11 protein-coding genes, 1 tRNA gene and 1 pseudogene are annotated in these 12,407 nt (G+C 67.8%); 11 read left to right on the top strand and 2 right to left on the bottom strand.

Features of this window, described 5'->3' with window-relative positions; all coding sequences use genetic code 11:
* The first annotated feature begins 137 nt into the window (after positions 1-137).
* Together PHN62_RS17075 and PHN62_RS17070 are read left to right on the top strand one after the other, a co-directional pair.
* Entirely contained in the window at positions 138-410 is a 273-nt protein-coding gene (locus PHN62_RS17075; RefSeq protein ID WP_300152618.1) for a hypothetical protein, read from the top strand.
* Positions 410-1,474, top strand: a complete 1,065-nt coding sequence (locus tag PHN62_RS17070) for a tyrosine-type recombinase/integrase (RefSeq protein WP_300152616.1) — start codon at positions 410-412, stop codon at positions 1,472-1,474. The genes PHN62_RS17075 and PHN62_RS17070 overlap by 1 nt, the downstream gene beginning before the upstream one ends.
* A gap of 33 nt (positions 1,475-1,507) precedes the next feature.
* Here the strand turns inward: PHN62_RS17070 and PHN62_RS17065 are convergent.
* Both PHN62_RS17065 and PHN62_RS17060 read right to left on the bottom strand, forming a co-directional pair.
* Positions 1,508-1,581 (bottom strand) — tRNA-Gln (locus PHN62_RS17065).
* A gap of 78 nt (positions 1,582-1,659) precedes the next feature.
* The gene (locus tag PHN62_RS17060) at positions 1,660-2,673 is read right to left on the bottom strand and encodes an L-threonylcarbamoyladenylate synthase (RefSeq protein WP_300152614.1); all 1,014 of its coding nucleotides are present in this window, start codon (positions 2,671-2,673) and stop codon (positions 1,660-1,662) included.
* A gap of 129 nt (positions 2,674-2,802) precedes the next feature.
* On the opposite strand from PHN62_RS17060, the gene PHN62_RS17055 reads away from it, so the two are divergent.
* From PHN62_RS17055 to PHN62_RS17015, 9 genes and pseudogenes are all read left to right on the top strand, one after another.
* Positions 2,803-4,569, top strand: coding sequence for an acyl-CoA dehydrogenase (locus PHN62_RS17055; RefSeq protein ID WP_300152612.1), 1,767 nt, complete (start codon positions 2,803-2,805; stop codon positions 4,567-4,569).
* Entirely contained in the window at positions 4,566-5,630 is a 1,065-nt protein-coding gene (locus PHN62_RS17050; RefSeq protein ID WP_300152610.1) for an MBL fold metallo-hydrolase, read from the top strand. The genes PHN62_RS17055 and PHN62_RS17050 overlap by 4 nt, the downstream gene beginning before the upstream one ends.
* 15 nt (positions 5,631-5,645) lie before the next feature.
* A complete protein-coding gene (locus tag PHN62_RS17045; RefSeq protein WP_300152608.1) occupies positions 5,646-6,536 on the top strand; it encodes an NAD(P)-dependent oxidoreductase in 891 nt (296 codons plus the stop codon).
* 110 nt (positions 6,537-6,646) lie between these two features.
* Positions 6,647-6,799, top strand: a complete 153-nt coding sequence (locus PHN62_RS17040) for an aa3-type cytochrome c oxidase subunit IV (RefSeq protein WP_300152607.1) — start codon at positions 6,647-6,649, stop codon at positions 6,797-6,799.
* 19 nt (positions 6,800-6,818) lie between these two features.
* A complete protein-coding gene (locus tag PHN62_RS17035) occupies positions 6,819-7,622 on the top strand; it encodes a succinate dehydrogenase assembly factor 2 (RefSeq protein WP_300152605.1) in 804 nt (267 codons plus the stop codon).
* Positions 7,623-7,924: 302 nt separating this feature from the next.
* Positions 7,925-9,214: an urea ABC transporter substrate-binding protein gene (gene urtA, locus PHN62_RS17030; RefSeq protein WP_300152620.1), complete on the top strand. Its 1,290-nt coding sequence runs from the start codon at positions 7,925-7,927 to the stop codon at positions 9,212-9,214.
* A 185-nt stretch (positions 9,215-9,399) separates the two neighbouring features.
* Positions 9,400-11,091, top strand: a complete 1,692-nt coding sequence (urtB, locus tag PHN62_RS17025) for an urea ABC transporter permease subunit UrtB (protein WP_300152603.1) — start codon at positions 9,400-9,402, stop codon at positions 11,089-11,091.
* On the top strand, positions 11,088-12,278 hold the full coding sequence (urtC, locus tag PHN62_RS17020) for an urea ABC transporter permease subunit UrtC (RefSeq protein WP_300152601.1): 1,191 nt from the start codon (positions 11,088-11,090) through the stop codon (positions 12,276-12,278). Before urtB ends, urtC begins: the two co-directional genes overlap by 4 nt.
* A pseudogene (locus PHN62_RS17015) lies at positions 12,275-12,407 on the top strand (ABC transporter ATP-binding protein); the annotation flags it as partial. The gene urtC and the pseudogene PHN62_RS17015, both read left to right, overlap by 4 nt.

Below are 12,407 nucleotides of genomic sequence, written 5' to 3'. Positions count from 1 at the left end.
GCTCGACGGCGCCCGCAGCGGCTCGCCCGGCTCCGGCCAGGACGCGGGGGGCTTCGACGCTCCCCTGTCCGCCGCGCCGCCCGCCGCTTCAGGCCCCGCCTTCGGCGACGACGAGATTCCTTTCTAGGAGGGGCGAGATGACCCGAGCCGAACCGACCGGACAGCCCAAGCGCCGCGGCGGGACGCTGGCCCTCCTGCCGCGCCCGACCAGGCGGATCCTCTCCGCCGCCGAGGCCGCCGAATATCTCGGCTACGCCAGCGCCAGCGGCTCCTTTTACGCCCGGATCAAGGAACTGGGCGTCGCGCCGCTCTGGACCGGGGCCTTCGACCGCGAAAGCCTGGACCGCGCCCTGGACAAGGCCTCCGGCCTGACCGCCGATCCTCATTACGGCGATGTGGATTACGCCTGATGGTCAGGACCGACTGGCCCGGCGTCGCCCGGATCGTTTCGAAGGGGCGCGGCTATTATTATTTCAGAAGGCGGATCAGTGGGAAATACCGCCTGATCCGCCTGCCGGACGATCCCCGTTCCACTGAATTCGCGGAAGCCTACAAGGCTCTGACGACGCCGGACGGCGGTCGGACCATAACGCCCTTCAGTTTCGACGAATTGATCATCAGCTACAAGAAAGGCGCCGCCTTCCTGAACCTCTCGCCGCGCTCGCGCGACGATTACCACAAGATGCTCGACCTGCTCGGCGGCTGGCTTGGCCCGAAGGACGCCAGCCGCTACCCCCGCTCCGAGGCGCTGCGCATGATGGCCAGCAACGCGCACCGGCCCAGAACGGCGAATTATCTCCTGTCGATCCTGATCGTGCTCATGAATCACGCGATCGATCTGGACTGGCGGACGGACAATCCCGCGAAGGGTGTCCGCAAGCTCAAGACCGGCCCCGGCTACAGACCCTGGACCCCCGAGGAGGTCGAGGCTTACCGAGCCGCCAACGCCGAACGACCCGAAGCGCTGCTGCTCTTCGAGTTGGCGATGGGCACAGGCCAGCGCCCCGGCGATCTGACACGCATGAAGTGGACCGATTACGACGGGCAGGGCATCCGCGTCGTGCAGGGCAAGACCGGCGCACAGCTCTATGTGCCGGTGACGACGCGGCTTCGCGGACTTCTGGACGCGGCGAGACCTGCGGTAGGCGGCGGCGCGATTCTGGGGACGGAAGCCTACACCGGAATGGAGATTCGGTTCCGGCGCGCGCGGGCGCGGGCGGAGCTGAAAGGCGTCTCGCTGCATGGCCTGCGCAAGAACGCGAGCATCGAACTGGCGGAGGCCGGATGCACCGAGGCGGAGATCAAGGCGATCACCGGGCATGAAACATCCGAGATGATCGCGCTTTACATCAAGGGCGCGAATCAGCGCAAGACGGCCCTGAAAGCGCGTCGGAAATCGGAGGCTTCAGACCGTGAACAAAAAGAGATTGGTAAAACCAGTGGTAAAACCAGACCGCAGGCTGATGAAGCCTGATCCGCTACTGATCTGATATTTCAGGAAAAACCGTGGCTGGGGGACCTGGATTCGAACCAAGACTAACGGAGTCAGAGTCCGCTGTTCTACCGTTAAACTATCCCCCAGCGGGATCACGGTGGGCGCTTAGATAGCCGCAGCCGCAAGGGGTGTCAAGCGTCGGACGCAGAAGAAAATTCGCCTTTTCACGATTTTTCCGGACGAGGCGCCGCCGCCCTCCGCAGGCGGTCGTTCAGCGCGCGCCCGAGCCCCCCCTCCGGCAGAGGCGCCACGGCGATGAAGCCCCCTGCGCCCCCCGTCAGAGCGGTCAGCTCCGAATCCATCTCGCGCAGAAGGCCGAACAGCTTCGTCGCAGCCTCCCGCAGATCTCCCGCCGGAGACAGATTCCGTCGCAAGACCGCCCCCTCCGCCGCCGCAGGATCCTCCCCGAAGCCGAGCCAGGCCTCGCCCGGCGCCGGAGCCGCCGCATCCAGCCGCAACCCCGCCCGAGGCGCGTAATGGCTCTTCAGGCGCCCCGGAGACAAAGGCTCCGCCGCATCCTCTTCGTCCTGCGCCGCGCGGATCGGGCCTCCCGCGACGGCCTCCAGCTCCTCCAGAGCCAGGCCTCCGGGACGCAAGAGCCGCGCCTCCTCGCCCTCGACCAGCAGAATCGTCGATTCCAGCCCCACCACGCAGGGTCCGGCGTCGATCACGGCGCCGATCCGGCCCGCAAGCCCTTCAAGCACATGATCCGCCTCGGTGGGACTGACGGCTCCGGAGCGATTCGCGCTCGGCGCCGCAAGAGGCCCGCCGAAGGCCTCCAGCAAGGCGAGCGCCGTCGGATGGGCCGGAACCCGCAAGCCCACCCGAGCGCCCCCCGCCGTCGTCACCTCGGAGAGCCCCGATTCCGGGCGCTTCTTCAGAACCAGCGTCAGAGGCCCCGGCCAGAAGGCTTCGGCCAGACGTCGCGCCAGAGGTGGAAACTCCGCGAAGACTTCCGCCGCCTTCAGCGAAGAGACATGCGCGATCAGGGGGTTATGCGAAGGCCGCCCCTTGGCTTCATAGATCGCGCGCGTCGCCCGGTCCGAACGCGCGTCGGCCCCGAGCCCATAGACCGTCTCGGTCGGGAAGGCGACCAGCCCGCCCGCGCGCAAAATCCCCGCCGCCGCCGAGATCCCGCGCGGGCTGGCGCTCAGACGCACCGTGTTCAGCGAGGTCATTGAAATTCCCGCCGCCTGACGCGGCGTCCCTGTTGCGCGGCGGCGCAAACCCGCCATGATCGGCGCCCAGAGATACGCGCTTCGCCGCAAGGCGTCAAAGCGCCAGGACCTGGAGTCGGGGAGACCGCCATGAGTTACCGCGCGCCGCTGGACGAGATCCGTTTCGTGCTCGACGAAGTTCTGGGGATCTGGAGCGGGCCCGAAGCCCTCAGCGCCGCCGAACGCTTCGCCGAACTCGACGCGGAGTCCTCCGCCGCCATCCTCGGCGAGGCGGGCAAGATCGCCGAGGAGACCCTCGCGCCGCTGCGTCGGGGCAGCGATCTTCAGGGCGCCGTGCTGGAGAACGGCGTGGTCCGCACCAGCCCCGGATTCAAGGAGGCCTACAAGGTTCTCGCTGAAGGCGGATGGACCTGCGTCTCGGCCCCCGCCGATCACGGCGGCATGGGGCTGCCCATCGCGCTGCAGTCGGGCGTGAACGAGATCTTCGCCGGCGCCTGCATGGCGCTGAGCCTCTGCCCGCTGCTGACGCAAGGCCAGATCGAGGCTCTGGAGGCCCATGGCTCCGAGGAGCTGAAGGCGCTCTATCTGCCCAAGCTCATCTCGGGCGAATGGACCGGCAGCATGAACCTCACCGAGCCCCAGGCGGGCACGGATCTCGCGGCGCTGCGCACCAGGGCCGAGCGCAACGGCGACGGCACCTACAGCCTCACCGGCCAGAAGATCTGGATCTCCTGGGGCGATCATGACGTGGCGGAAAACGTCTCGCATCTGGTGCTGGCGCGCCTGCCCGACGCCCCTCCGGGCGTGAAGGGGATCAGCTTGTTCCTCGCGCCGAAATTCATCCCCAATCCCGACGGATCCCTGGGCGAGCGCAACGCGCTTCAGGTGATCTCGCTGGACCACAAGATGGGCCTGCATGGCTCGCCCACCTGCGTCATGGCCTATGAGGGCGCGAAGGGCTGGCTCGTCGGCGAGGAGAACAAGGGCCTCGCGGCCATGTTCACCATGATGAACAACGCGCGTCTGGGCGTGGGTCTGGAGGGCGTCGGAATCGCCGAGGCCGCCATGCAGCACGCCGAAGCCTTCGCCCGCGAGCGCGTGCAGGGTCAGGCCGTGATCCCCGAGGGCGCCGTCCGCACGGGGACCATCGCCGATCATCCCGACGTGCGGCGCATGCTCCTGACCATGCGCGCCAAGACCGAATCCGCCCGCGCCATCGCCTATGACTGCGCCCGCGCGCTGGATCTGGCGAAGACCGCCGCCTCGCCCGAGGAGCGCGCCCGCTGGGCCGCCTGGGCCGGGCTGCTGACGCCGCTCGCCAAGGCCTATGGCACCGACGTCGGCAATGAGGTCTCCTCTCTGGGAATTCAGGTGCATGGCGGCATGGGCTTCATCGAGGAGACCGGCGCCGCCCAATACGCCCGCGACGTGCGCGTCACCGCCATCTACGAAGGCACCAACGGCGTCCAGGCGGCGGATCTCGTCGGGCGCAAGCTCTCGTCGGACGAAGGCGCCCAGGCTCTGGCTCTGACCGCCGCCGCCTTCGCCGAAGCCGACGCCCTCGCGGAAGCGGGCCTCGGCGACATGGCCCGCGGGCTGGCTCAGGCGGCCTCCGCCGCCGAAGAGGCCACGCGCTGGATGCTCGACCGTCCGGCGGTCGACCGTCTGGCGGGCTCCTCGGCCTATCTCGGGCTGATGTCTCTGGCGCATGGCGGCGCCCTGCTCGGCAAGGGGGCGCGTCTGCTCTCGGCGCCGGGATTCTCCGGAGACGCCGCCTTCAAGGCCCGCAAGATCGCCACGGCGCGCTTCTTCCTGACCGTCCTCGCGGCGGAGGCTCCCGCCAGGGCCGCCCAGGCCATGAGCGGCGCGGCTCTGCTCTATGAGGCCGGGGCGTGAGCGTGACGAAAGACCTCGTCCCGCCTCAGGCGGGCGAGATGCAGGAGATCGCGGAGGGAATCCTCTGGGGCCGGGTGAGCATGCCCTATACGCTGGGCCATGTGAACGTCTACGCCCTCGCGGATTCCGACGGATGGACTCTGGTGGACACCGGCGTTCCCGGCGAATCCTGCAAGGCGGAATGGCGCGCGCTGCTGGAGGGCCCTCTGAAGGGGCGCTCCGTGCGGCGGCTGATCGGCACCCACGCCCATCCCGACCACATGGGCCTGACGGGCTGGCTCATGCGCAAGACCGGCGCCGAGCTCTGGGCGCCGCGCGCGGTGGCCTTCGGCGCCGTCGCCATGAGCCGCGCCCGATGGACCGAGCGTCCGCCCGAGCTGGAGGTTTTCTACCGGGGCCTCGGTTATGACGCCGAGAATCTGGAGAAGACCCTTCTGGGGCTGGATTCGGGCTATGGCCATCTGATCGGGCCTCTGCCCATCGGCTTCACGGCCCTGACCGAGGGCGCGGAGATTTCGCTCGGGGGGCGGCTCTGGCGGGTGGCCTTCGCTCAGGGGCACGCCGCCGATCAGCTTCTGCTGACCAGCGCCGAAGAGGACCTCATGATCGCAGGCGACGCCATCCTGCCCGAGAATCCGGCGCCGCTCGCGATCTACCCCATGGAGCCTCTGGCCGATCCGGCGGCCGAGTTCTTCGCCTGGGCCGAGGCCGCCGCGCCGCGTCTGCCGGAGGGCGCCCTCGTGCTGCCGGGCCATGACCTGCCCTTCCGCGACCCGCGCGCCGGATTGCGCAGCATCATGGAGCGCGACCGGGGCCGCTCGGAGAAACTCCGCGCCGCGATGATCGCCAGAGGCCCCGAAGCCCCCGGCCTGCGCGCCGTGGACGCCTTCGAGCATCTCTTCCGGCGCAAGATCGGGCCGAAGCTCTATGGTCTGGCGGCGAGTCAGGCCATCGCGCATCTGCGCCATCTGGAGATCCGGGGCGAAGTCGCGCGGACGACCGATTCCGAAGGCGCATGGCGGTTCTCGCCCACGCCCGAACTGCTCGACAAAGAATCATAATCAGGGAGGAAAGTCATGAGCCTGAAGGGCAAGCGCATCTTCATCACCGGCGGCAGCCGGGGCATAGGTCTGGCCATCGCCAGACGCGCCGCCGCCGAAGGCGCGAGGATCGCCATCGCGGCCAAGACCGACAGGCCCCATCCCAAGCTCGAAGGCACCATCCACAGCGCCGCCGAGGAGATCCGCGCGGCGGGCGGCGAGGCTCTGCCGATCCTCTGCGACATCCGCGACGAAGCCGCCACCAAAGCCGCCGTGGATGAAGCCGCCGCCGCTTTCGGCGGTCTGGACATCCTCGTCAACAACGCCTCGGCGATCAGCCTGACGCCGACCCTCGCCACCGAGCCCAAACGCTTCGACCTCATGCTGGGAGTCAATGCGCGCGGCACCTTCATGACCACCCAGGCGGCGCTTCCGCATCTGCTGAAGGCCGAGAATCCGCATGTGCTGACCCTCTCGCCGCCCCTGGACCTCGACGTCTCGTGGTTCAGGAACCATGCGGCCTATTCCCTGGCGAAATACGGCATGAGCCTGCTCACCCTGGGTTGGGCGGGGGAATATCAGGGCAAGGTCGCCTTCAACTGCCTCTGGCCGCGCACCACCATCGACACGGCGGCGGTGCGCAATCTGCTCGGCGGCCTGGAGATGGCGAACCAGTCGCGCAAGCCCGAGATCCTCGCCGACGCGGCCGCCGTGGTCTTCGGGAAGCCCGCCCGGAGCTTCACCGGCTGGTTCCTGCTGGACGATCTCCTGCTCGCCGCCGAGGGCGTGACCGATTTCGAACCCTACGCCGTGACCCCCGGCGCCCCGCTCGCGCCGGATTTCTTCGTGCCCCATGACGCGCCTTCGCCCGAAGCCGCCCAGGGCATGATCGGCTGGCGGGCCCAGGGGCTGAAACCAGGGGTCTGAACGGAAGCGGATCGGCTGAAGGTCGCGGCGCAAGGGGCCGGACGCCGCATTGCGATCCGCGTCGAGACCGCCTAATTTGCCCGCGTCGAAAGCCGGAGAGGGAGCCAGATATGTCCGACCACGACCACGCCGCCCATCATGAGCATGGAACCATGCAGATCGCGGAGCAGGAGCGCACCTATGGGGGCTTCGTGAAGGCCTGCGCCATCGTCATCGGCGTTTCGGCCTTCGTGCTGCTCTATCTGGCCGCCTGCGTGGCCTGAGCCCTGCGGGCCGTCGCGCATGGCCGAGGAAAGCCCCGGACTGGTTCCCGAACTGGACGTGAGCGATCTTGACCGGTCGCTCGCGGTCTATCTGGGCGTCCTGGGCTTCTCGCTGCGCTACGCCCGGCCCGAAGAGCGCTTCGCCTATCTGACGCGCGGCGCGGTCCATCTGATGCTCGAAGAGGCGGAGGGGCCGGGACGACGCTTCCATCAGGCGCCTCTGGAGCGGCCTTTCGGGCGGGGGATGAACCTCCAGATCCGCGTCGAGGACGCGGCGGCGCTTCATGAGCGCGCCCGCGCCGCCGGTCTGGAGATCCGCCTTCCCCTGGAGGCGCGCTGGTATCGCCGGGGCGCGGAGGAGACGGGGAACCTGCAATTCCTCCTGGCCGATCCCGACGGCTATCTCCTGCGTTTCTTCAGCGATCTGGGGAGCCGTCCGCTCGCCGCATCCTCCCTTCAGGAATCCGCCATGTCTTCCCCCGAAACCACATCCGAGACCACCCCCGAAGCCACACCCGGGATCGCGCCCGAAAGCTTTCCCGAAACCTCGCCCGAAGCGCGGGTCAAGCGCCTGAAGATCCGGGCCTGGCGACGCGGCATCCGCGAGATGGACCTGATCCTCGGCCCCTTCGTCGAGAAGGAGGGCGCGGCGCTCTCGCTCCGCGAACTGGACGCGCTGGAGGCCCTGATGGAGGTGCCGGACCTCACGCTCTACGACTGGTTCAACGGGCGGACCGCGCCCCGCCCGCCTCATGACGGGCCCTTGTTCGCGCGCATCCGGGCTCATATGGCGGCGGGCGGCGCGGAGATTCCGCGCGGCTGAGGCCTCGGCGCCGGAGGGCTCCCGCTGCGGATTCCGGAATTTCGCCAAGCGGAATCCGGGATTTTGATTAAATATAATGCATACATGATTTACATGATGATTTTTTGATCCCTGATTCAGGGTCAAGCTCATGATTTGGGCGAAAAAGGCGATTTTCGCGGCGTCTCTCTCGCAAATGCGGGAGAATTCCGGTGGATTTTCTGAAGTCCACCCATCATCTCCTTGATTCCAAACATATGGCTCGGTTCTTGCCTTGCGGTTTGCAGCGCAATGATCATCGGGAGCCGAAGATGGCGGATTGGATGGGTTTGAGCGGACGCGCGCTGCTGGCGGGGGTCTTGAGCGCCTCCCTGACGGCGGGCGCCGCCTTCGCGCAGGAAGGCGAGCCGATCAAGGTCGGCATCCTGCATTCGCTCTCGGGCACGATGGCGATCTCGGAGACCACGCTCAAGGACACGATGCTCTTCCTCATCGAGAAGCAGAACGCGGCGGGCGGTCTGCTCGGGCGTCCTCTGGAGCCGGTGACGGTGGACATCGCCTCCGACTGGCCTCTGGCCGCCGAACTGGCGCGCCGCCTGATCGAGGTCGACAAGGTGGACGTGGTCTTCGGCTGCTGGACCTCGGTCTGCCGCAAGTCGGTGCTGCCGGTCTTCGAGGAGCTGAACGGGCTGCTGTTCTACCCCGTGCAGTATGAGGGCGAGGAGAGCCAGCGCAACGTCTTCTATACGGGCGCCTCGCCGAACCAGCAGGCCATTCCCGCCGTGGACTACCTCATGAACGAGGAAGGCGTGGAGCGCTGGGTCCTCGCGGGCACCGACTACGTCTATCCCCAGACCACCAACCTCATCCTGGAACGATATCTCAAGGACAAGGGCGTGGCCGCCGAAGACATCCTGATCAACTACACGCCCTTCGGCCATTCCGACTGGCAGACCATCGTCTCCGACATCGTGGCCTTCGGCTCGACGGGCCGGAAGACCGCCGTGGTCTCGACCATCAACGGCGACGCCAACGTGCCCTTCTATCGCGAACTGGCCAACCAGGGCGTGAAGGCCGAGGATATTCCGGTCGTGGCCTTCTCGGTGGGCGAGGAGGAGCTTTCGGGCTTCGACACCGCGCCTCTGGTGGGGCATCTGGCGGCCTGGAACTACTTCATGAGCGTCGACACGCCCGAGAACGCCGCGTTCATCGCCGACTGGCGCGCCTTCATCAAGGACGACAAGCGCGTGACCAACGATCCCATGGAGGCCCATTACATCGGCTTCAACCTCTGGGCGAAGGCGGTCGAGGCGGCGGGGACCACCGACGCCGACGCCGTGATCGGCGCCATCGTCGGGCTGGAGACTCCGAACCTGACGGGCGGCGTCGCGACCATGCTGCCCAACCACCACATCACCAAGCCGGTGCTGATCGGCGAGATCCAGGACGACGGCCAGTTCTTCGTCGTCTCCGAGACGCCGGACCTCGTGCCCGGCGACGCCTGGTCGGATTTCCTGCCCGGCTCGAAGGATCTGGAGGCCGACTGGACCGACCCGGTCAATTGCGGAAACTTCAACACCGTCACGAAGGTCTGCGGCGCCGCCGCGCCCTGAGGCGCGGTCAGGTCGAGGTTTGGAGCGTCGGCGAGATCTCATCCTGTCCGACGGCGCTCCGGAAGCCCGCCCAAGGGCTGTTTCGTCGGAGCGCGGCTTTTTCCTTCGGCCGCGCTCCGGCTCTTCGCTTCCGGCGAAGCTTCCCGAAGAACTCCCCCAGCGAACTCCAGAGACGAGGAACGCCCATGCGCGGCTTTGCGCGCTTTCCCGGAGCCTGCGGTTTCGCGCGCTCCCTCCGAGCCCTTGCGGCGTTTCTGCTTCTCTTCGTCCTGGCCTTCGGGCTGCGGACGGCTCAGGCCCAGGAGCCCGCCGGAGAGGCGGCGCCCGCCTTCGCCGAAGCCGCGCCGCAGGATCTGGCCGGGATCGTGGCGGGGATGCGGGACGCCGATCTCTCCGGATTGCGGGCCTCCGTGGGAGCTCTCGGGGCTCTGGGCGAGGTCGAGGCCCTTCCGGTGCTTCAGGCTCTGGCGGCGGGGACGCTCAACCAGAGCGCTTCGGGCGCGATGGCGATCCGGATCGGCCCGGACCGCTTCGTCGAGGCCGCCACGGGCGAGCCTCTGGAGGCGGCTTCTCTGGGCGCGCTGAAGGCTCTGCGCATCAACAACGCCCTGCGCCGCGACATCGCCGCCGTCATCGGCGGACTCACCTTGCGCAACGAGGATCCCGCCGTGCGCCGGAGCGCCGCCGCGCAGATGTTCGCCAGCCCCGATCCCGCCAATCTGCCCCTGCTTGAGGAGGCCCTCGCCGGAGAGGAGGATTCCCGCGTCCGCCGGCTCATGGAGCAGGCCCGCGCGGCGATCCTCCTGCGCGGAGGATCGGCCTCGGCGGAGGAGATCACGCAGGCCGCCGGAATCCTCGCGGCGCGCGGCGACCGGGCGTCGCTGGGGCTGCTGAATGGAGCCCTGGCCTCGGCGCCCGAGGCGGCGCGTCCGGCCCTTCAGGAGGCCGTCGCGAAGGTTCGGAACCGCCTCGCCTATTGGGGGATCGGCCAGAACGTCTGGTCGGGGATCTCCCTGGGCTCGGTGCTGCTGCTGGCGGCCATAGGTCTGGCGATCACCTTCGGCGTGATGGGCGTGATCAACATGGCCCATGGCGAGATGGTCATGATCGGCGCCTATGTGACCTTCGTCGTTCAGAATCTCGTCAGAACCCATCATCCCGGCCTTTTCGACGTCTCCCTCGCCATCGCGGTTCCCGCCGCCTTCCTCGTGACGGGGCTGGTGGGCGTGGCCATCGAGCGGGGAATCATCCGTTGGCTCTACGGGCGGCCGCTGGAGACGCTGCTCGCGACCTGGGGACTCTCGCTGATCATCCAGCAGGGCGTGCGCAGCATCTTCGGCGCGACCAACCAGAATGTGGGGAATCCCTCCTGGATGTCCGGCGCCTTCGAGCTGGGCGGCCTGACGATCACCTGGAACCGGCTCTGGATCCTGGTCTTCGCTCTGGCGGTCTTCGCGCTGCTGCTGGTCGTGCTGAACAGGACCTTCTTCGGACTCCAGATGCGCGCCGTGACGCAGAATCGCCGCATGGCCTCGGCGATGGGCGTGCGCACGCCCTGGGTCGACGCCCTGACCTTCGGACTCGGATCGGGCGTGGCGGGACTGGCGGGCGTCGCGCTCTCGCAGATCGACAACGTCTCGCCCAATCTGGGCCAGGGCTACATCATCGACAGCTTCATGGTGGTGGTCTTCGGCGGGGTGGGGAATCTCTGGGGCGCGCTGGTCGGAGCCATGACGCTCGGAATCGCCAACAAGTTCCTCGAACCCTATTGGGGCGCGGTGCTGGCGAAGATCGCGATCCTCGTCTTCATCATCCTCTTCATCCAGTATCGACCGCGCGGACTCTTCGCGCTCAAGGGAAGGGCGGCCGAGGCATGATCGCGGGTGGACTCTTCAACCGGCTCGGGAGCCGGGCGCTCTGGGTGGCGGGGATCCTGCTCGCCATCGCCGTTCTGGCGCCGCTCTCGAACCTCGCGCTGCCGGAGGGGCATGCTCTGCGCCTGCCCAACCACATGATGCCGCTGCTCGGGAAATATCTGACCTACGCCACGCTCGCCCTGGCGCTGGATCTGGTCTGGGGCTATTGCGGCATCCTTTCGCTGGGGCATGCGGCCTTCTTCGCGCTCGGCGGCTACGCCATGGGCATGCATCTGATGCGCCAGATCGGGCCTTACGGCGTCTACGCCAATCCCGTCCTGCCGGATTTCATGGTCTTCCTCGGCTGGAAGGAATTGCCCTGGTACTGGCTCGGCTTCGATCAGTTCTGGTTCGCGGCGCTGACGACCATGTTCGCTCCGGGGCTTCTGGCCTTCCTCTTCGGCTGGCTGGCCTTCAAGAGCCGCGTGACGGGGGTTTATCTCTCGATCATCACCCAGGCGATGACCTATGCGCTGATGCTGGCCTTCTTCCGCAACGACATGGGATTCGGCGGCAACAACGGCCTGACGGGCTTTCGCGAGATCCTCGGACGCCCCATCGCCGCGCCCGAGACGCGGGCGGCCTTGTTCTCGGCCTCGGCGATTCTGCTGGCCCTGTGCTTCCTGCTCTGCTCCCTGATCGTGCGGTCCAAGCTCGGCAAGCTGATGATCGCCGTCCGCGACGCCGAAAGCCGCGCGCGCTTCCTCGGCTATCGGGCGGATCACGTGAAACTCTTCGTCTTCACCTTGTCGGCGATGATGGCGGGTCTGGCGGGGGCTCTGCATACGCCTCAGGTGGGGATCATCAATCCCGGCGCCTTCGATCCCGGCGCCTCCATCGAGGTGGTGATCTGGGCCGCCGTCGGCGGACGCGGCACCCTGATCGGCCCGATCCTCGGGGCGGGGCTGGTGAGCGCGGGGAAATCCTGGTTCACCACCAGCTTTCCGGAGATCTGGCTCTTCCTGCTCGGCGGCCTCTTCGTCTTCGTGACGCTCTTCATGCCCAGGGGGATCCTCGGCGTCTTCGCCTCGCTCCGGGCGGGCTGGGCGGCGCGGCGCGCCTCGGCGCGCAAGCAGGCGGGGGTCGATCCCGATCCCGAGCCCTCCGAACCCGAATCCGCGCCAGTCCTGCGGGAGGCCGCCCCATGAGCAAGGTTCTGCCGGAGGACTGCCTCCTCTACCTCGACGGGGTGACCGTCTCCTTCGACGGCTTCCGGGCGCTGAATTCGCTGTCTCTGGTGCTGAAGCGGAACGAGCTTCAGGCCATCATCGGCCCCA

The sequence above is a fragment of the Neomegalonema sp. genome, from assembly GCF_028688855.1.
Classification (GTDB): domain Bacteria; phylum Pseudomonadota; class Alphaproteobacteria; order Rhodobacterales; family Rhodobacteraceae; genus Neomegalonema.
The sequence above is the reverse complement of the archived record's forward strand: the minus strand, read 5'-3'. Positions and strand labels throughout refer to the sequence as shown.

What these genes read in the sequence shown, in the direction of transcription:
- urtB (WP_300152603.1), top strand. Translation starts at nt 9,400, where the DNA reads ATGCGCGGCTTTGCGCGCTTTCCCGGAGCCTGCGGTTTCGCGCGCTCC.
- urtA (WP_300152620.1), top strand. Translation starts at nt 7,925, where the DNA reads ATGGGTTTGAGCGGACGCGCGCTGCTGGCGGGGGTCTTGAGCGCCTCC.
- PHN62_RS17035 (WP_300152605.1), top strand. Translation starts at nt 6,819, where the DNA reads ATGGCCGAGGAAAGCCCCGGACTGGTTCCCGAACTGGACGTGAGCGAT.
- PHN62_RS17045 (WP_300152608.1), top strand. Translation starts at nt 5,646, where the DNA reads ATGAGCCTGAAGGGCAAGCGCATCTTCATCACCGGCGGCAGCCGGGGC.
- urtC (WP_300152601.1), top strand. Translation starts at nt 11,088, where the DNA reads ATGATCGCGGGTGGACTCTTCAACCGGCTCGGGAGCCGGGCGCTCTGG.
- PHN62_RS17070 (WP_300152616.1), top strand. Translation starts at nt 410, where the DNA reads ATGGTCAGGACCGACTGGCCCGGCGTCGCCCGGATCGTTTCGAAGGGG.
- PHN62_RS17040 (WP_300152607.1), top strand. Translation starts at nt 6,647, where the DNA reads ATGTCCGACCACGACCACGCCGCCCATCATGAGCATGGAACCATGCAG.
- PHN62_RS17055 (WP_300152612.1), top strand. Translation starts at nt 2,803, where the DNA reads ATGAGTTACCGCGCGCCGCTGGACGAGATCCGTTTCGTGCTCGACGAA.
- PHN62_RS17075 (WP_300152618.1), top strand. Translation starts at nt 138, where the DNA reads ATGACCCGAGCCGAACCGACCGGACAGCCCAAGCGCCGCGGCGGGACG.
- PHN62_RS17060 (WP_300152614.1), bottom strand. Translation starts at nt 2,673, where the DNA reads ATGACCTCGCTGAACACGGTGCGTCTGAGCGCCAGCCCGCGCGGGATC.